The sequence below is a fragment of the Mesorhizobium sp. Ca11 genome, assembly GCF_020165275.1.
Lineage (GTDB): Bacteria > Pseudomonadota > Alphaproteobacteria > Rhizobiales > Rhizobiaceae > Mesorhizobium.
Genome location: NZ_JAIUHU010000008.1, coordinates 19051 through 37834, shown reverse-complemented (window position 1 = coordinate 37834; position 18784 = coordinate 19051). Strand labels below are relative to the sequence as shown.

Below are 18784 nucleotides of genomic sequence, written 5' to 3'. Positions count from 1 at the left end.
CTGCAACGGCTAAAGCTGGATTCGCCCAATCGATCCACAAAAGGCTGCAGAAAGATCGGCACGCATGGAACAGCGCAAGATCATACCGGCCGTTTCCGTCGCCGTCGTGCGCGGCGGCACCGTGCTTCTGGTCAAGCGCGCGCGGGCGCCGTCGCAAGGGCTCTATGCCTATCCCGGCGGCAAGGTCGAGCCGGGCGAAACGCTTGCGCAAGCCGCGGCGCGCGAGTTGCAGGAAGAGACCGGGCTCGAGGCAACAGGCTACCGGCCGCTACGCGACATCCATATCGACGGCCATGCTGAAAACCACGCGGTCGACTACCTGCTGACCGTGTTCGGCGCTGCCTATGCCGGCGGCGAGCCCGTTGCCAGCGACGATGCCGAGACCGCTGCGTTCTACACGCTGGCGGAAATGGCAGGAATGCCGCTGGCGGGCGACGTGTTCTCGGTCGCCGAGGAATTGCTTGGGTCAGCGCAAGGCACAAGGCGGTGAGCATCCAGAATGGCCTTGCAGGCGACGAAATGTTTCGCCACAAAGCCCTGCCCTTTCACCGCAAGGCTTTGATGACCCGCGCTCCCGCTTTTCTCGCCGCGTGCCTCGCCGTCAGCATGACCGTCGCAGCGTCCCCAGCGCCCGCCGCCGAGGCGCCTTTCGAGCCCGGGCTGATGCGGCTGGCGGAAGTCCTGGGATCGCTGCACTTCCTGCGCAACCTGTGTGGCGAGAAGGGCGACAAGTGGCGGGTCGAGATGGAAAAGCTGCTCGAATCGGAAAATCCCGATCCCGACCGGCGCGCCCGCTTCATCGCCTCGTTCAACCGCGGCTACCGCTCCTTCAGCGGCACCTACACGCGATGCACGCCGTCGGCGACCGAGGCCATCGCCCGCTACATGAAGGAAGGCGAGACGCTGTCGCGCGACATCGCTTCCCGCTACGGGAATTGAGACCGGCTCGGCCGCTGCGTGTTTTGCGCAGATTTGTTGCGGGCAATCGGCGCCAATGTGACGTGCCTTATTGTGTCCTGTCCCGCTCTGGTGCAATCATGTGTTGCACTTGCGCAACAGTGTTAATGAAACGTTAGCGCGCAGTTGTGGAATTAACTCAAACTGAAGGTTTCGATGCCCCAAGCCGGTCTAATCGGCTAAGCTCGGCATCAATTGAGGGCAGTCTCGCCCGGAATGTGGATTTCGACCGTAAAAATGTCGTATTTACAAAGACTTAATTGAGACTGCGGACGAACTGACAGACCAAGCCGGATCCCTCGTCGGATCGACGCTTGTAGAAAGTGGATATCGCAATGGAACATGGTGTCAGCGACATCGACGCTTTGGTCAGGGAAGAAAAGCGGCTGACTGCCGTGGAGAGCCACAGCGAAGCGTGGGCCGAGGGCCTGTCGGCCGGCATCGAACCGGAAATCATCGCCGAAGCGGCGCTGGAGACCGCTTTCGGCGAGATGTTGCGCGCCAATGGCGAGACCTCGGCGCTTGCCCTGCTCGACCGCATGCGGGAAAAAGTGATCGCCGGCGCGTTCGAGCCGGAACGGCTGAAGCACTAGCCACCCGTTTTGACAGCGACTTTTTGATAGTGACTTTTGACGCGCCGTTTGGGCATCATGTCCATGCGCTCGGACATTGAATGTGCCGGCCGGGCCGAACCCGGGAACCATGGAGAGGCAAGCGGTGAGATTTTCGATGTCAGGTCGGCCGCGCGGGCTGGCCCTCAGCATCCTGATCGCCGCCTCCTGCCTGGCGCTGCCTCTGTGCCTTACCAGCACGCCTTCCTACGCGCTGAGCGAGATTCAGCGCGAGGACGTGCCTTCGCCGGTCACCCCGCCCGCCAATAGCGACAGCGCCGCGCCCGGCGCTGCCGTGCCGATGCCGGAGCCGCCCGGCACCAAGCCCGCGGACGGCCAGCCGGCCGACGACACCGACAAGTCGGAGCCGGAGACGCCGCCCGCCAATGGCGGCATCACCAGCCCGCGCGCAGACCCTGACGCGCCGCCGCCCGCGGTCGTCTACGACCTCAACACGCTTCCCGAACCAGTCAAGCGCATGCACGGGCTGCTCATCGAGGCCTGCCGGACCGGCGACATCGAGAAGCTGAGGCCGCTGATCGGCAAAGGCGATTCCATGACGCAACTGTCGCTGGGCGACATCGATGGGGACCCAGTCACCTTCCTCAAGAGCCTTTCGGGCGACGGCGACGGCCAGGAAATCCTCGCCATCCTGGAAGAGGTGCTTTCGGCCGGCTACGTCCATGTCGACACCGGTACGCCGCAGGAACTCTATGTCTGGCCGTATTTCTTCGCGCTGCCGCTCGACAAGCTCGATGCCAGGCAGCGCGTCGAATTGTTCAAGCTGGTCACCGCCAGCGACTATGACGACATGAAGCAGTTCGGCGCCTACATTTTTTACCGCGTCGGCATCACGCCGACGGGACAGTGGCTGTTCTTCGTCGCCGGGGATTGAATTTCGCCCTTACTCGGTAAGGCTGGCGGGACAGCGCCCCCCTCTGTCCTGCCGGACATCTCCCCCACTTGGGGGGAGATCAGATGTCACGCCGGCTTTCGCCAATCACCAACGCTGTGGGGCGAGCGAGGCGCCGAAGCTGCCAATCTCCCCCCTCGTGGGGGAGATGTCCGGCAGGACAGAGGGGGCGCGAAGAAACACGATCATAGCGGATCGTCCTATTGCCGAGGATTGTTGCGATGGCTCAGGCAGTGGTCAGAAGGATGCCGTGACCGAATTCGTCGGTCAATTTCATGATAAGCCGCTTCTCACGCGCCGTAAGGCGCTTTTGATCGACAAAGCGCCAGTCGCGTTCGTAAAGCGCAAAGGCCTCTTTCGCGGGAATAGGGCGCGCGACATCGCGGTTCCAGGCGAGCGCCTGGAGCTCAGGAAACTCCGCAGGAATGATCGGCGCAATATTCGCGGTCATAGCCCACTCAAGTAATGCAGAGCGCTTAACAAATCCAATGTCGGCGGGATCAGGCCGGCAGCGCCTCGGAGAACTCCACCGCCCTGCCCTGGCCGGGTGTCGCGATCTCGCCTTCCCACATGACGCGCGTGCCGCGCACAATGGTGCCGACCGGCCAGCCGGTGACCTCTTTGCCGTCATAGGGCGTCCATCCGGCCCTGGAGCCGGCCTGCGCATTGGTAATGGTCTCGCGCCGCTTCATGTCGACGATCGTGAAATCGGCATCGTAGCCGGCGGCGATGCGGCCTTTCCTGGCCATGCCGAAAATGCGCTGCGGACCATGGCTGGAAAGGTCGACGAAGCGCTGCAGGCTGAGCCGGCCGGCATTGACGTGGTCGAGCATGATCGGCACCAGCGTCTGCACGCCGGTCATGCCGGACGGCGAGGCCGGATAGGGCTTCGCCTTCTCGGCCAGCGTGTGCGGCGCGTGGTCGGAGCCAAGGACATCGACGATGCCCTGCGAAATGCCGTGCCAGACGCCTTCACGATGGCGTGGCGCCCGCACCGGCGGGTTCATCTGGATGAGCGTGCCAAGCCGCGCATAGTCGTCGGCGCTCAGCGTCAGATGATGCGGCGTGGCCTCGCAGGTCGCGACATCCTTGTGCTGCTCGAGGAAGACGATCTCCTCGGCCGTCGATATGTGCAGCACATGGATGCGCGCACGCGTCTGCCTGGCGATGCGCACCAGCCGCTCCGTGCAACGCAGCGCCGCGATCTCGTCGCGCCAGACGGGATGCGACGACGGATCGCCGTCGACGCGCTCGCCGAGCCGTTCGCGCAGGCGGAACTCGTCCTCCGAGTGGAAGGCGGAGCGGCGGCGGGTGTTGCGCAGGATCGAGGCGACGCCTTCGTCGTCCTCGACCAGAAGGTCGCCGGTGGACGAGCCCATGAACACTTTTATGCCGGCCGCGCCCGGCAGCCGTTCCAGTTCGCCGACATCACGAGCATTGTCGCGCGTCCCGCCGACCCAGAAGGCGAAGTCGCAATGCATGCGGCCGGTAGCGCGGCGCACCTTGTCGGCAAGTGCTGCCTCGCTGGTGGTCAGCGGATTGGTGTTGGGCATTTCGAAGACGGCGGTGACGCCGCCCAGCACCGCGGCGCGGGAGCCGGTTTCCAGATCCTCCTTGTGCTCCAGCCCCGGTTCGCGAAAATGCACCTGGCTGTCAACGACGCCCGGCAGGATGTGCAGGCCCGTGCAGTCAATGGCTTCGCCGGCCGAAGCTTGGCCGAGATCGCCGATCCGCGCGATGCGTCCGGCCTTCACGCCGATGTCGCGCCGTCCCTCGCCGTCATGGTTGATCACCGTGCCGCCTGTCAGGATGAGGTCGAAGGTGGTTGCCATGGGCAGGTCCAATCTCTTGCGGGGGGAGTGTGGCCGGCTTACGTAATGACCGGACGTTTTGCAAGATCAGGCCGATTTCACGCCCATGCCCTTTGCCCAAATCAAAGACCGCGCGCTCGTTTCCGTGTCGGGCCCCGATGCCGAGCATTTTTTGCAGAACATCCTCACCACCGATCTCGACATGCTTGCGCCCGGTGAGGCGAGACCCGGCGCACTGCTTTCGCCGCAGGGCAAGATCCTGTTCGATTTCCTGGTCTCGCGCGCCGGCGACGATGGCTTCCAACTGGAATGCCGGGCCGACATCGCCGACGACTTCGTGCGCAGGCTGATGCTTTACCGGCTAAGGGCAAAGGCCGAGATCGCCAAGCAGGATCAGGTGCTTGTCACAGTCGCATGGGGTGATGATTCAACCGCCTCACGTTCTGATTCAACAGCGCTCTCCGACACGCGATTTCAAAATATCACGGTTACGCGCACTTATGGCGGCGAGGCGCGGGACGGCGGCGACCCGAATGGCTGGCTGAACATGCGCATCGGCAACGGCATTGTCGAAAGCGGCAGCGACTACCAGCTTGGCGATGCCTTCCCGCATGACGTGCTGCTCGACGAGACGGGCGGCGTCGGTTTCAAGAAGGGCTGCTATATCGGCCAGGAAGTGGTCTCGCGCATGCAGCATCGCGGCACCGCGCGGCGTCGTGTGCTAATCGCTTCGGCCGACAGCCCCCTGCCCGCCGCCGGGACCGAGCTAACCGTGGCCGGCCGACTGGTGGGCACGCTCGGGTCTGTCGGCCACCGGACCGGTCTCGCCATTGCCCGCATCGACCGCGTCAAGGCGGCGCTGGATGCCGGCGAGGCGATCACGGCGGGCGAGATTCCGGTAAGGCTCGCCATTCCCGCCTGGGTGAAGTACACCTTCCCTGAAGGTGCGGCCAGCGCGGAGGAGGCCTGATGGCGGCCGACCGGGCCGGCGCGCCGCCGCGCGCCTGGCAACGCATGCTTTCCGGCCGGCGGCTCGACCTGCTCGATCCCTCGCCGCTGGACATCGAGATCGCCGATATCGCGCACGGGCTCGCCCGCGTCGCGCGCTGGAACGGCCAGACCAGAGGCGAGCACGCTTTCTCGGTGGCGCAGCATTCGCTGCTGGTCGAAGCTCTCTACGGTGAACTGGTGCCTGCAGCCCCGGCCGAGGCGCGGCTCGCGGCGCTGCTGCATGATGCGCCGGAATATGTCATCGGCGACATGATCTCGCCCTTCAAATCGGTGATGGGCGGTTCCTACAAGGATTGCGAGCTGCGCCTGCAGCGCGCGATCCATCTGCGTTTCTCGCTGCCGGCGGAACTCGCCGCCTCCTTGCGCAACGACATCAAGCGCGCCGACCAGATCGCCGCCTATTACGAGGCGACGCTGCTGGCCGGCTTTTCGACCGCTGAGGCGACCGAGTATTTCGGCCGGCCGCGCGGCTTCTCCGCCGATAGCTTCGACTTCACGCCAAAATCCGTGACCTGGGCGCAAACAGCTTTTCTCAGGCGTTTCAAGACGCTGGAAGCCAGGCGCCAGTCGTCGCGCGCGGTCAATTCCACCTCTTGATAGAACGCTAAATTAACCGGCGAGCAGGACAGTATTCGCGTTCGGTCACGATCCGAAGGCGTGCTCATGCCCGGCGCACATGTCAAGACTGGTTCGTTCGCCGGCAAGCGAAAAGCGGCCGGTGTTGGCCCGGTGCGACGAATAGCCGAAGAACTTCGCGCGCAGAACGAGCGCTTCGCGGCGGCTGTCGAGAATATGTCGCATGGCCTGTGCATGTTCGACGCCGATGAGCGGATGATTATCTGCAACCGCAACTACATCGAGATCTTCCGCCTGGACGCCAAAGTGGTGAAGCCCGGCATTCGTTTCTTCGATATCCTGCAGCACAGCGTCGACATCGGCGTCGCCGCGCAGAGCGCCGACGAGCTTTACGCCATCCGCAAGCCTTACATCGACGGCGCCAAGCCTTCGACCTACGAGGAAATTCTGTCGGACGGGCGCATCATCGTCATTTCGCACCGGCCGATCGCCGTCGGCGGCTGGGTGTCGATCTACGAGGATGTGACGGAGCAGCGGCGCGCCGAAGCCGAGTTGAAAGAGCAATACCGCCGCTTCGACGCCGCGCTCGCCAATATGTCGCAAGGTCTGCTGATGTACGGCGCCAACGGCAGGATGATCGTGCGCAACAAGCGTTTTCTGGAGCTCTTCAACGTCACCGCAGCGGATTTCCCGCTCGGGACCACCCATCGCGATGCGCTCGAGCGACTGCTGCAACTCGGCGTCTACACCGAGCTTGACGTCGACAGCGAGGTCGCCAAGGCGGAGGCCAGCCTGAAGGCGACAAAAATGCATTCGACGTATCGCCAGCTTACCGACGGCAGGACGGTCCTGGTCGTGCGCCAGACGATGCGGGGCGGCGGCTGGGTGGCGACGTTCGAGGATGTTACCGAGCGCCGGCGCGCCGAAGAGCGCATGACACATCTTGCGCATCACGACACGCTGACCAACCTGCCCAACCGCTCGATGTTTCGCGAGAAACTGGATCAGGCGCTCGGCGAGACCAAGGCCAAGCCGCTGGCGATCTTTTCGCTCGACCTCGACCGCTTCAAGGCCGTCAACGACACGTTCGGCCACCCGGCCGGGGACTGGCTGCTGAAATGCGTCGCCAAACGGCTGCAGCATGCCGTGCGCGGCAGCAAGGACGTGGTGGCGCGCTTCGGCGGCGACGAATTCGCCATCATCCAGTCGAGCATCAAGAGCGTCGCCGACGCCGAAAAGCTCGCCAAGCGCATCGTCGAGATCGTCGGCAAGCCCTATCGCGACAAAGGGCGCGAGATGCATGTGGGCGTGAGCCTCGGCATCGCGCTCTATCCCGGCGACGGACATGATGCCGACACGCTGCTCACGAACGCCGACATGGCGCTCTACCGGGGCAAGAGCGAAGGGCGCAACGTCTATCGCTTTTTCGAGCCGGGTATGGATGCGCTGATGCGGGAGCGCCGGGCGCTCGAGGCCGATGTCGAAGGAGCATTTTCCAAGCGCGAATTCGAGCTGGATTTCCAGCCTATCCTCGACATCGGCTCCGGCAAGATCGTCGGCGCGGAAGCCCTGATGCGCTGGCGCTCGCCGGCGCGCGGCCTGATATCGCCGGAGACCTTCATTCCCGCCGCCGAGGAGACCGGATTGATCGTGCAGCTCGGCGACTGGGCGCTGCGCAAAGCCTGCAACGTCGCGGCCAATTGGCCGCGGAATATGCGCATGGCCGTCAATGTCTCGCCCGCGCAGATCAAGAGCGGCGGCTTCGCGCGCAGCGTGATCTCGGCGCTCGCCTTTTCCGGCCTCCCGGCCGACCGCCTGGAGCTCGAAATCACCGAGACGGTGATGATGGACGAAAGCGACGCGGTGCAGACGACGCTGAGCCAGTTGCGCGGTCTCGGCGTGCGCATCGCGCTCGACGATTTCGGCACCGGCTATTCCTCGCTCGGCTACCTTCGGCGCTTCCCCGTCGACAAGATCAAGATCGACCGCTCCTTCATCCGCGATCTCGACAAGCGCGACACGGCGGCGATCGTGCGCACGGTGATCGGGCTCGGCGCCGAGCTCGGCATCACCGTCACCGCCGAAGGGGTCGAGACCGAAGCGCAGCTCGATATGCTTCGCAAAGCCGGTTGCGGCGAGGCGCAAGGCTTTCTGATCGGCGTGCCGGCCAAGGCGTCCGACATTGGCAGGCTGCTGCGCTCGCAGGCGCTGTTGCGCCAGTCAGGCTGAGGACCAAAGCGCGTCGCACCAAAGGTCGGGCGACGCGCTTCAAGTCAGCGCAGCGTCTCGATGTATTTCTCGTGGAAAGAGACATAGCCTGGCTCGACCACCTTGAGGTGCCGCTCGATCAGACGGTGAAATTCCGGCAGCTGGTGGAACGGCACGCCGGGATAGGCGTGGTGCTCGGCATGATAAGGCATGTTCCAGGCGAGCTTGCGCACGAACCAATTGGTCAGCGTCGTGCGGGTGTTTTCCAGCATGTTGGCGACAAAGGGACAGCGGCCGTGCTCGGCCAGCAGATAGAGCCTGAGGAACGGCTGGCCGAGCAGCGCCGGCACGATCCAGACATAGAGCAGCACCGAGGCACTGAACCAGACCGCAAGCGCCAGCAGGACGACATAGAAGGCGATCATCACCCTCGCCTCGGCCTTCACTTTTGGCAAGCCCTTCGGCGGCACGTAAGTGTCGCGGCAGCGCCCCATTGCATTGGTGTAGAGCGTCTTGAAATGCCCCCACCACACCGGCAGCCCGGAGACGTGGACGATGTATTGTCGCATCGTCTCAGGCTTCGGGAATGCGAGTTCCGGATCGTTTTCGGGATCCTGGGTGAAGCGGTGATGGGCGAAATGGAAGTAGCGGAACCAGTCGGCCGGCAGCGCAAGCGCCAGGCTGCAAAAGCGCGCGACGGTATCGTTCAACCACTGCGTTTCGAACGCCGTCCTGTGCACCGTTTCATGCAGCAGCGTGAACAGGAAGACGATCAGGATGCCCTGCGGCAGCATCAGGACCGGCCAGAAACGCACCTTGGCCGCGATCAGCGCGCCAAGGAGGATGATCGCGCCGAGATGGAGCGCGAACTGAACAAGGGCCGGCCCATCCGATTTGCCGGTCAGCCGACTGCGCTCCTCATTCGTCAGCGAGGCTATCACGGAGCGATGGTCGATGGCTGCGTCGTGGTCGATTGCGTTCATGAGATCACGATACCCAGAAACAAACCTCTCGAAAAACGAGGATTTCTGCGAAATAGGTAAGGTAATCCTCTCTCTTTCGGATTGTCATGGCCGCCCTTCGCTCCTTGCGCGGACCGACGGAGGACCGACCGGCGCATCTTTCCCATCCTGGCGCAACTGCTTCGAGGCGACGGGGAAGCGAAGCGGACCACGCAATGCAGAGCGGTCTCTCCGCGTATTCGTCGCGGGCAGCGCTCGATCTCGCCATTTCAGGGCTGGGCATGGCGCTGGCGCAAGGCGCAAGGCGCCGACTGCGCCCAGGCGCTGGAAGACGGCCGGCTGGTCCGGCCCGTTGCCAGATCGCTGGAGTTGCGCCAGCCCTACTGCCCGACGATCCCGGAACGCGGCGCCGGACGCGATATCGTGGCGGCGTTCCGCGAATGGCTGATTGGGGAATGCGTGCGCGCCGTTGGATCGCCGGCGCTTGGCGCCGCAACTCAGCGCCGTCTTTGACCGAATTGGCCAGGGGCACCGGCTCGGGTATGATTGCCTGCCGAGCCGGTTCGGCACGCGGTCCGTGGGCAAATCCACCCGGCACGAACCCAAGCACTATTATCGCGGCGATGAAGCTGTATTGCAGGATGTCAAAGGCCGGCGGCGGAAGACTGCCGGGAAGAACTGAAATTGCAAGCTTCGGCGCAAGAACGCCGAACCCTACCGCGGCCGGCCAACCAATGTCGCGCACGCGGGCGAATACCATCCAAATGATCGCGACGATGGTGGCAAAGCCCATCGCCACAAGGATGGAGATATAGACCGTGCCGATGGCGGAGCTCTTTGCCTCCATAGCGAGCCCTCTGGCGACCATGCCGGAAGCAAGTTGCTCGGCGGATTTCGGCTTATCGTGCATCCCATAGTCCGGCGTCCTCAGTTCCTCGACAAAGGACTTTTGGCTCAGGGCCATACTGTTGCCGTCAGCCGCATAGATCTGCCTTTGAATGTTCTCTTTGGTCCCGACCAGAAAATGCTGGATAGGGCCCTTGGCAAAATCAAACCCAATCAAGAAGACCAAAAGAACGAGGTAAAGAATTTGGCCGCAATTGCCCGATTGAAACAGCCTGATCATCTTTTTAGAGCCTCTGAGCAATCCACAATATAGGCGGAATAGCAAGCCAGGCTTAAGACGCAGTTAGGCAGTTCTGTGCAAATTGAAGAAACGGCGGGCCAGGATATTCGCTTAGAGATGCCCGGCCAGCGCCGCAACCATGTCCTTGCTCGTCGCCACTGGAATGATCTCGAACTCGACGAGGTCGTTCCACTCGATGGCCCAGCGCTGCAGGATCGTGACGTCATCGGCCTCCACCAGTAGGAAGCAGCGGCTCATATCGGCCGCGATCCAGGAGTGGTGGACAACGAGCTCGTCAGGCTTCAGCCGGCCCTTGTCGCGGAAGCGGCGATAGATCTCCTTGCGGTCCGCGCCATGAAAGCCCTCGATCACTAGGAACAGCATTTGTTTCCCTCGGTTTGAGTGATTGCGAATTGGGGAATTGAGGAACTGGGGAACTGGGGAACTGATGAACTGAGGAGATCAGGAAACGAGGAGCTGAGAAAGCGAGGACGGATGGTTCCGCCAGACACTCCATTCTTCAATTCTTCAATTCTTCAATTTCAGTTCCTCAGTTCTTCAGTTCCCCAGTTCCTCTTCTCCCGCCGCTACTTGTCCGGTCTCTCCAGGCGCTCCAGGAACCACTGCGTCAGCCGCACCCAGAGCTCGTCCTTCTCACCCGAATCCTCCCAGCCATGGTCGAGGTTGGGATTGTCGTTGACCTCGATGACGAAGACGCCGTCCTTGGTCTCCTTGAGGTCGACGCCGTAGAGCCCGTCGCCGATGCATTTTGCCGCCCGCACCGCCGTCTCGACGACATGCGGCGGCGTCTGCTTAAGTGTGAATGTCTTGATACCGCCCTGGTCGGGTTTGCCGCTGGCCTTGTGGTTGACGATCTGCCAGTGCTTTTTCGCCATCAGATAATGCACGGCAAACAGCGGTTGGCCGCCGAGCACGCCGACGCGCCAGTCATACTCGGTCGGGATGAATTTCTGCGCGATCAAGAGATCGGAATCGTCCAGCCATTCGGTCGCGAGCTTGGTCAGCTCGGCCATGTTCTCGCATTTCTTGACGCCGCGCGAGAACGACGAATCCGGGATCTTCAGCACCAGGGGGAAACCGAGCGTCTGCGCCGCCACCTCGAAGTCGGACGTGCCGGCGATCATCACCGTCGGCGGCACCGGCACCTTGTTGTAGGTCATCAGCTCGTTGAGATAGACCTTGTTGGTGCAGCGGATCATCGACAGCGGATCGTCGATCACCGGCATGCCTTCCTGCTGGGCGCGGCGCGCGAAGCGGTAGGTATGGTTGGAGATCGCCGTGGTCTCGCGGATGAACAGCGCGTCGTAGTTAGCGAGCTTGGCGAGGTCCTTCCTGGTGATCGGCTCGACCTCGACGCCCATCTTCTCAGCGATCCTCGCCCAATAGCGCAGCGAGGAAATCTCCGACGGCGGCAGTTCCTCATGCGGGTCGACCAGCGTCGCGAACGTGTAGCGCGCCGGCGTGCGGCCCTTGGTATCGCGCCATTCGCGGTTGGTGTAGGTGTCCAGGCACTGCAGGAAGAACTCTTCCTCATCCTCGGACATGCGGGCAAGCGGCAGGAAGCCGATCTTGCGGATCGAGGCCCATTCGGCGCTGTCCTTGATGTGGACCTCGAGCGCCGGCGCGCGGAACCAGTCGAACAACAGCTTGGCGAAACGATCCCATACTTTCGACGGACCGATGCCGAAGAAGATCGCTACCTTGGCCGGAAAAATCCCGCCGAGATCCTTGCGGCATTTGTTCAGGGCGAGCTCGAGCTCCGGCAGCGCGTGCTCGTAGAGCTTGCGCTCCGAAAGGTCGATCATTGTCTCGACGGTCGGGATCACCCTGTGGCCGCGCGAGCCCGCGAGAAGCGAGGCGTAGTAGCCGCGGCTCTGGTAGCCGTAATTGTTCGACAGGTTGATCACCTTCGGCCGCTGGCCGCGGAACAGCGCCGGATGCGCGAGATAGTCCCGGTTGGTGATGATCTTGTGGGGTGTGGCCACCTGATCGAGATCGTTCTGCCTGCCTGTCAGGATAACCCAGGTCATTGTCTCAGCGTTTTCCCAGAGTGATGGCGGCGCGCAAACCGTCGCGGCCGAACTGCGCCATATTCATGAAGATGTCGTAGGGCACCGGAATGTTCGCGGCATCGAGGATCGTTTCCTGCCTTTCATCCTCGACCCAGGGATCGTGGATCAGGATATGGTCGCCATCGTCGCCGATGGCCAGCACCCAATGCGGCACCTTCTTGCCGAACATCAGGAAGCCACTGATCAGGACCACAACCAGCTTGCCCTCGGCAAGGGCGTCACGGATGTCGCCGATGCCGAACGGACGGTAATTGACAGGGATGCCGTAAAGTTCGGCGCGACGGCGGAAATCGACCTGGGCAAGCTCCATCACCCGGCGCTTGTCCTCGCTCCTCACCGACTGCAGGAACAACGCGCCGTAAAAGGAGACGAATATCTCGGCCGCGAGTCCGCTCTCGTAGCCGGCGACCGCCAGGCCGAATGGCTCGCAGCCGCCAGGGCCGGACATCATGAAGACAGTGGTCGCCTCGCGCCACAGGCGGATTTCCATGACCGGATCGGGCACGAAGCCAGGATCGAAATTGGCCATCGCCATCATCAGGCAGCAAGGGCCGCAGGTGAACTCGCAGGTCTGCTGGTAGAAAGGCACCCTGGTCGCGGTCGGGGTGTCGCCGCGCAGCGTCTTTTCGTAGCGCAGCGCCGTGGCGCCATCCTCGTAATAGTCGGGCTCGCGGCCCAGTTTTCGATAGCCGGCCTGCTCGTAGATACGAATGGCGCGATCGTTGTCCTCGCGCACTTCGAGGCGCAGCAACAGCCGGTCGTGCTCGAAGGCCGCTTCCTCGGCGGCCGCCAGCAGAAGGCGGCCGATACCGAGGCGGCCGAAGAAGGGTCCGACGGCGATGGAATAAAGCCGCGCGACGCCGCTGCCCTTGCGAAACAGCACCACCGCATAGCCGGCGACGCGGCCCTCGTTCTCGGCCACCAGCATCTCGGCGGTGTCGCGTTCGATGAACTGGCGGAAGGAGCGGCGCGAGAGCCTGTCGCCCGGAAAAACCGCCTTCTCGATGGCGGCGAGGTCATCGACGTCTGACGCACGGGCCTTGCGGATCTCGGCAGGCATGCGGGCTTGGGAGAACCTCGATTGGATTAAAGAAAGCGGCCCCGGTGGATGCGTCGCGAACACCGGCCGGACCGCCAGTATTCATCAAGCGCTATCGCTCCTTGATTAGGGCTGAATTGTGACAGTTTCCGCCCCGGCTGGAAAGGGCAAAGCGTTTGAACAGGACTGCCGTTCAAAGGGCTGCCGGCCGCCGAAAAAGGCAGCCGGTTCAGCTCGATATGCCTGCCACGAGCTGGCCATAAGCGGTTTTTGCGACATCCGACAGCCGCTCCGGCGGCAACGAGCCGACGACGGCGCAAGCATAGCCTTTATCCAGCCAGTAGACCGCCTCCGGTTCGCCCCCCTCGGCAGTATAGGTGCCCTTGGACGTCGCCGACGATTCGGCGGTGACGAAGAGCGAGATGCGCTCGCCCTTGGCGTCCTCGTAGAGCAGCATCGCCGCCTTGCCTTGGCCGCCGGCCGGCAGCAGCCGGCCACCGACCAGTTGGAAGCCCTCGGCCGCCAGGTCGGGCGCGACCAGCTTCAGCCCGACTCGGTTCGACAGCCAGGTCTGGAGATGGTCCTTGTCGCTTGCCGGGACCTCGACGGCATGGCGCTTCTCGGCGGCGTACAAGACATGGGCAGCGATCGCCTGCTCGGCGAGCTGGTCGTCGCCGTCGTCGCCGCGGCTGACGCTGTCGATGCCGGCGACATAGCCGCCGAGGCCGCCCACAGCGAGCACAACGGCGGCTGCGGCCGAGAGCCACCAGCGCGAGCGCCAGGGCGATGCTTTTGCAGGCGCCTCGCCAAGCACGACCTGCCGCAGCCTTGCCGGCACCGGCTCTTCCATCACGCCGGCCAGGGCGGCGCGCATGGCGGCGCGGTCGGCGATGTAGCGCGCGGACTTTGCCTTCATCTCGGGATTGGCTTCGAGCCAGGCGTCGTAAGCCATGCGCTCCTCGCCCGGCAGTTCGCCGTCGAGGGCCATATGGATATCGCGTTCGGAAAAATCGCTGCGGGTCATTTTTCGACGATCCTTATCGAGCGGCGGCGCGATGTGTCGTCGAGCAATCCTCGCAATTCCTCGCGGCCGCGCGCGATGCGCGACATCAGCGTGCCGGCCGGCACGCCAAGGATGTTGGCGGCCTCGGCATAGGAAAAGCCCTCGATGGCGACCATCACCAATGCCGCGCGGCGATCGGGGCTGATCGCCTGCAAGGCATCCATAATCTCGCGCGAGGCGATGGTCTCGACCTGATCGGCGGGCGCGGCTTGGGCCTCACCGGCTTCGAGAGGCAGTATCGCCGCCTCGCCTCGCCGGTTGACCTTGCGCATCTGGTCGATGAACAAGTGATGCATGATCGTAAACAGCCACCTCCGGGGGCTCTCTCCAGTCTGCCAGTTGTCGAGCCGCACGAGCGCCCGCTCCAGGCAATCCTGGACCAGGTCGTCGGCGGAATCGCGCTCGCGCAGCAGCGAGCGCGCATAGCGCCGCAGCCGCGGTATTTCGCTCAGGATCGCTGCCTTCTTGTCGTCCATGACCGCTTGTTTCGAGGTCGCTTTCCATCCGGATAGAACGCGCCTTTGCGGCGCGGTGCAAGCAGTCAGCGCGAAGCGGCCCAACCGCTGCGGTTACCCAAGCATATTCAAAACGATGGCGCAGGCCGGTTTATTCCCGACTCGAAGTGCGCAGGACGGATTGTGTTTAATTACGTAATATAGGTATACTAGGTATATCACGTATGAGGTGACCAATGAAGCAATTCACCTTTTCAGATATGAACCGCGCGTCGGGCGAAATCCTCGAAACGGCGATGATTGAGCCCGTCGCTCTCACAAAACGCGGCAAGGAGAAGCTGATCATCCTATCGGCCAGACAATACCGGCAACTCGTCGGTTCGTCTCATGCCGCCGCTTACACGCTGGAGGGCGCACCGGACGAGGTCCACGACGAACTGATGTCGGGGTTGGAAGCCATCATAGTCGGTGATGAGCCGGATGTTTAAACCCGGCGACCTGCTTCGATACCACTATTTGTGGGCGCGGCAGGCCGATGCCGGTGAGGAATCCGGCCGCAAGGCGCGCCCTGCCTGCATCGTGGTCAGAGCGCCGACCGCGCCGGCTACGCTGTTCCTGTTCCCGCTTACGTCGCAGCAACCCGACGCGACCCGCACGTACATTGCAGTCAGTGAGATCGAGTGTCGGAGGGGCGGCCTCGATTTTCCGTCATGGCTGATCCTCGACGAGTACAACCGGGTGCGGACCGACGAAGCTTACGACCTCGTCACGGTGAAACCCATCGGTTCTTTCAGTCCAGCATTCGTTCGAAAGATTGCTGGCCGCATCAAAGAGGCAGCCGACCAGCGCCGGCTGCGCGGGATCGTTCGAAAATAGCCGCAACGACCCAAGGAGCTCCAGCCTCTCACGCTTCCCTCGCCGCCCTTGTCAGCAGCCGCTGATAGAACAGCCCTATCCCGATCAGCACGGCACCCAGACCGATGAAGGACAGCGCGCGCAGCACGCCTTCGAGTTCCGACATGTCGAAGAGGAAGACTTTCAGCACCGCAACCGCGATCAGCGCCGCCGACGCGATGCGCAATACCTGCGATTTCAGCCGGACGCCGGCGGCGAGCAGCGCCACGCCGATGACCAGCCAGAGCGCGGAGTAGGTATAGGTCTCGAGCTGGCCGAGCCCGCTCCACAGGGCGATGAACTCGCCCTTGAACAGGCGGCGCACCGAGAGCGTGGCATAGGCGAAGGCAAGCAGCGCGGCGATCAGTGCGAGCATTGCCGCATACCATTGCGGGCGCTTGTCGCGGACATAGAGTGCCAGCGCCCCGGCGGCGACCGCCGGCAGCAGATAGGCGAGAAACAAAAGGTTGAAGACGGGAACCGTGCCGGTCGACTCGTCCGTCAGCAGCGGGTTCAGCACGACGAAATGCTGGACGGCGATCAGGCCGGCCGAAACCAGGCCGGCGGCCATCGAGCCATAACGCAGGACCGAGCTCGGCGAACGCATGTCGATGGCGACCAGTATGGCGCCGGCGCCGAGCGCGATCAGCGTGTAGATCGCCTGTTCGGCAAGAGTGACGGTGCCGGTGTCGATGACGCCGCCATGCATGGCATGGCGCACCAGCATGGCAATGGTGAGCAGCGCGAACAGGGCCGACGCCGCTTCCATGGCAAGGCGCGGCCGGCCATTGGTGGTGCGGGCGAGCTGCCAAGCGGCGAAACCGAAGGCGAGCGCCGGCACGCCATAGCCCGGCAGCAGCCAGTTCAAGACCGGCGTCCTGGCGAGAGACGCCGCGCCGACGATGGTCGGATCGAAGGCGACGCGGCCGAGCACGGCGACCGCCGCGCCCACCGCGATCCAGCCCAGCACGGGGTAGGTGCGCCAGCGCGTTGCCAGCGCCGGGAGGACAGCGGCGGCGCCGAGCAGCAGGGTCGTCCAGCCGGAGCCGAAGGCCATGTGCAGCATCAGCAGGCCTGCGACGCCGGCGCCCCCGAACGCGAATGACACGGCCGGGCCGCCGCTGAGCGGCGGCTCCTCGGCGCGCGCGATCCATTCGCCGCCGGCGGCAAAGGAGAGCGCCAGCAACAGGGCCGGCAGCGCATAGCCGAGATCGCGGTCGATATCGCCGAAGGTCAGCCACAGCGCCAGAAGCACCACCAGCGGCGCAATGACGCCCCAGCCCGCCCAGCAGGCTGCGCGCAATGGAGCGGCGGCGGCGAAGCGGCGTGCCGCCCAGAAACCGGCGGCGAGGAAGATCATGCCGAGCGCGACCCCGATGCGGAAAGTCAGGGTGTCGGACGACGCCAAAGGCTGAGCGTCGAGCCCGACATCGAGCGCATCCGCCCCGATCGTGGCGGGCGGGATGATACCCAGATAGATCAGCACGGTCGCGATACCGGCAGCAAAGACGAGCGGAAGCGCGCGCGGCCGGTAGAGCGCCACCGCGACCAGCGCAGCCAACAGGATCGCCCCGTGCAAGGCATCGCCGGCGCCGGCAAAGGCCGGATCGACGGACAGGCCGAGCGCGCTCAAGGCGATGAAGAAGCCGGGCACGATCGAAGGCCAGTCGAAGCCGCGCACCGTATCGTCGCGGCCAGTAACCAAGAAAAGGCCGAGCCAGACGAAAGCCAGCACGGCGAGCGTCGCCAGGCTGATGAACAGGACGGCGGCGAGGTTCACCTGCGGCGCGTCGACCATATAGAGAATGGTCCAGACGCCGGCGCCGGCAAAGGCCGCGGCCACCAGCGCCCTCCAGTCGCGGATGCGGGCGATTGCCGCCGTGGCGGCAAGCACGATCGCGAGACAGACGAACAAGGCCCAGGGATTGGGTGCTTCCGAGGCGACCAGCGCCGGCGTTACCATGGCGCCGACGAGGCCGATGCCGGCCAACGCCAGGCCATGCAGGAGCGAAGCGCCAATGGTCGCGACGCCGATGACGCCAAGCAGCGCGAAAGCCGTCGCCGGACCGATGAAGCCATAGATGGCGTGCGCCGCGTAGACCGTGCCGAACAGGATGAAGGCTCCCGCCCCGGTCAGAATCGCGGGGATGTAGGCGCCAGCGGCGCCCTGCACCGGCACCCTGAAGCCGGTGCGGCGGATGAATTCGGCGCCGGCAATCAGCACCAGGCCGAGGATGCCGGCCATGGCGAGGCGCACGCCAGGGCCGAAAATGCCGGCCTCGATGGTGTAGCGGATCAGAAACAGGCCCCCCAGCGCCAGCGCGATGCCGCCGACCCAGACTGCCCAGCGAGTGCCCAGCGCTGTTTCGACATCGGTTTGGCGCGCCGCCTTGGGGGCCTCGGGGGATCCGGCCGCGGGCGTCTCGGCTACGGTGGCAGGTTGCGCCGGTTCGGCGGATTGCACCGGGGCCGCCTTGCCCTTCGTCCAGGGTCCGGCCACGGCCTCGCCTTCGGCAGTCTCGGGCGTCGCGACGACCTCCTCGGCCACGATCGCGCCATCCGCCAACGGCGCGGCAGGCGCCGCGGCTGCCTTGGCCTTCTCGGCAAGACCGTCCTGCGCGGCGTCCGCCGCGTTGGGCGCCGACAGCGAAGCTCCAGGCTGCACAAGGCCGCGCAGGATACCGAGCTCGCGCTCGACCAGCGCAATGCGGTTCTGCTGTCGTGACACGATGACGAAAAGAGCTATGACGGCGGCAATGGCGATCAGGCTGAAAAACATGGCGGTTTCCCTCAAAACCAGACCGGTCGTGGCCAAAGAATGCGGCAATGAGACGGCTGGTGCAAATCAGCGTCTTGCCGGCTAAAGGCGCCTCGCGCCGAAACGGAATCAGGCGACGCGCCTTTAGTCATTGTTTTGGTGCATGTCGTTCTCCCAAAACCACTGCGCATTTTTGGGCGGCATGCACTGGCAAGATCGAGCATGTTTCGTCGCCGATTGCCAGCAACTTGCCGGTTTATCCAATGTCGGGCCGCCGAGGCGTCGGCATTGCCGGCGAGATTACGTG

19 protein-coding genes are annotated in these 18784 nt (G+C 64.0%); 9 read left to right on the top strand and 10 right to left on the bottom strand.

Annotated features, from left to right (window positions below; all coding sequences use genetic code 11):
• Positions 1-64 precede the first annotated feature (64 nt).
• From LB538_RS15735 to LB538_RS15720, 4 genes are all read left to right on the top strand, one after another.
• On the top strand, positions 65-490 hold the full coding sequence (locus tag LB538_RS15735; protein ID WP_140842471.1) for an NUDIX hydrolase: 426 nt from the start codon (positions 65-67) through the stop codon (positions 488-490).
• Positions 491-561: 71 nt separating this feature from the next.
• Entirely contained in the window at positions 562-939 is a 378-nt protein-coding gene (locus tag LB538_RS15730) for a TIGR02301 family protein (protein ID WP_224525208.1), read from the top strand.
• A 353-nt stretch (positions 940-1292) separates the two neighbouring features.
• On the top strand, positions 1293-1550 hold the full coding sequence (locus LB538_RS15725; protein ID WP_040984202.1) for a hypothetical protein: 258 nt from the start codon (positions 1293-1295) through the stop codon (positions 1548-1550).
• A gap of 124 nt (positions 1551-1674) precedes the next feature.
• Positions 1675-2463: a hypothetical protein gene (locus tag LB538_RS15720; RefSeq protein ID WP_224525117.1), complete on the top strand. Its 789-nt coding sequence runs from the start codon at positions 1675-1677 to the stop codon at positions 2461-2463.
• 244 nt (positions 2464-2707) lie between these two features.
• On the opposite strand, the gene LB538_RS15715 is transcribed toward LB538_RS15720, so the two are convergent.
• On the bottom strand, positions 2708-2932 hold the full coding sequence (locus LB538_RS15715; RefSeq protein WP_224525119.1) for a hypothetical protein: 225 nt from the start codon (positions 2930-2932) through the stop codon (positions 2708-2710).
• 49 nt (positions 2933-2981) lie between these two features.
• A complete protein-coding gene (locus tag LB538_RS15710) occupies positions 2982-4313 on the bottom strand; it encodes a dihydroorotase (RefSeq protein WP_224525122.1) in 1332 nt (443 codons plus the stop codon).
• An 85-nt stretch (positions 4314-4398) separates the two neighbouring features.
• On the opposite strand from LB538_RS15710, the gene LB538_RS15705 reads away from it, so the two are divergent.
• The 3 genes from LB538_RS15705 to LB538_RS15695 all read left to right on the top strand — a co-directional run bounded on the left by LB538_RS15705 (position 4399) and on the right by LB538_RS15695 (position 8108).
• A complete protein-coding gene (locus LB538_RS15705) occupies positions 4399-5262 on the top strand; it encodes a YgfZ/GcvT domain-containing protein (RefSeq protein WP_224525123.1) in 864 nt (287 codons plus the stop codon).
• A complete protein-coding gene (locus tag LB538_RS15700) occupies positions 5262-5900 on the top strand; it encodes a YfbR-like 5'-deoxynucleotidase (RefSeq protein WP_224525126.1) in 639 nt (212 codons plus the stop codon). The genes LB538_RS15705 and LB538_RS15700 overlap by 1 nt, the downstream gene beginning before the upstream one ends.
• A gap of 66 nt (positions 5901-5966) precedes the next feature.
• A complete protein-coding gene (locus LB538_RS15695) occupies positions 5967-8108 on the top strand; it encodes a putative bifunctional diguanylate cyclase/phosphodiesterase (RefSeq protein WP_224525130.1) in 2142 nt (713 codons plus the stop codon).
• A 44-nt stretch (positions 8109-8152) separates the two neighbouring features.
• Here LB538_RS15695 and LB538_RS15690 read toward each other — a convergent pair whose 3' ends face one another.
• The 7 genes from LB538_RS15690 to LB538_RS15660 form a co-directional block, all read right to left on the bottom strand.
• Positions 8153-9043 (bottom strand): fatty acid desaturase family protein, encoded by an 891-nt coding sequence (locus tag LB538_RS15690; protein WP_318011892.1) that lies wholly within the window; start codon positions 9041-9043, stop codon positions 8153-8155.
• 31 nt (positions 9044-9074) lie between these two features.
• The gene (locus LB538_RS15685; protein ID WP_224525137.1) at positions 9075-10175 is read right to left on the bottom strand and encodes a hypothetical protein; all 1101 of its coding nucleotides are present in this window, start codon (positions 10173-10175) and stop codon (positions 9075-9077) included.
• Between the two features lie 111 nt (positions 10176-10286).
• Positions 10287-10559 (bottom strand): DUF3303 domain-containing protein, encoded by a 273-nt coding sequence (locus LB538_RS15680; protein ID WP_224525140.1) that lies wholly within the window; start codon positions 10557-10559, stop codon positions 10287-10289.
• A 203-nt stretch (positions 10560-10762) separates the two neighbouring features.
• Positions 10763-12226, bottom strand: a complete 1464-nt coding sequence (locus tag LB538_RS15675) for a RimK family protein (protein WP_224525143.1) — start codon at positions 12224-12226, stop codon at positions 10763-10765.
• Between the two features lie 4 nt (positions 12227-12230).
• On the bottom strand, positions 12231-13328 hold the full coding sequence (locus tag LB538_RS15670) for a GNAT family N-acetyltransferase/peptidase C39 family protein (RefSeq protein ID WP_224525147.1): 1098 nt from the start codon (positions 13326-13328) through the stop codon (positions 12231-12233).
• 208 nt (positions 13329-13536) lie between these two features.
• Complete coding sequence (locus tag LB538_RS15665; RefSeq protein ID WP_095766943.1) at positions 13537-14331, bottom strand: anti-sigma factor family protein; 795 nt, start codon at positions 14329-14331, stop codon at positions 13537-13539.
• Positions 14328-14846 carry an RNA polymerase sigma factor gene (locus tag LB538_RS15660; protein WP_224525150.1) on the bottom strand — a complete coding sequence of 173 codons (519 nt, stop codon included), beginning with the start codon at positions 14844-14846 and terminating at the stop codon, positions 14328-14330. Before LB538_RS15660 ends, LB538_RS15665 begins: the two co-directional genes overlap by 4 nt.
• A gap of 215 nt (positions 14847-15061) precedes the next feature.
• On the opposite strand from LB538_RS15660, the gene LB538_RS15655 reads away from it, so the two are divergent.
• Positions 15062-15313 carry a prevent-host-death protein gene (locus LB538_RS15655; RefSeq protein ID WP_224525153.1) on the top strand — a complete coding sequence of 84 codons (252 nt, stop codon included), beginning with the start codon at positions 15062-15064 and terminating at the stop codon, positions 15311-15313.
• Positions 15306-15701: a hypothetical protein gene (locus tag LB538_RS15650; protein ID WP_224525155.1), complete on the top strand. Its 396-nt coding sequence runs from the start codon at positions 15306-15308 to the stop codon at positions 15699-15701. The genes LB538_RS15655 and LB538_RS15650 overlap by 8 nt, the downstream gene beginning before the upstream one ends.
• 28 nt (positions 15702-15729) lie before the next feature.
• Here the strand turns inward: LB538_RS15650 and LB538_RS15645 are convergent, their stop codons facing one another.
• Positions 15730-18498 carry a DUF2339 domain-containing protein gene (locus LB538_RS15645; protein ID WP_224525157.1) on the bottom strand — a complete coding sequence of 923 codons (2769 nt, stop codon included), beginning with the start codon at positions 18496-18498 and terminating at the stop codon, positions 15730-15732.
• Between the last annotated feature and the right edge of the window lie 286 nt (positions 18499-18784).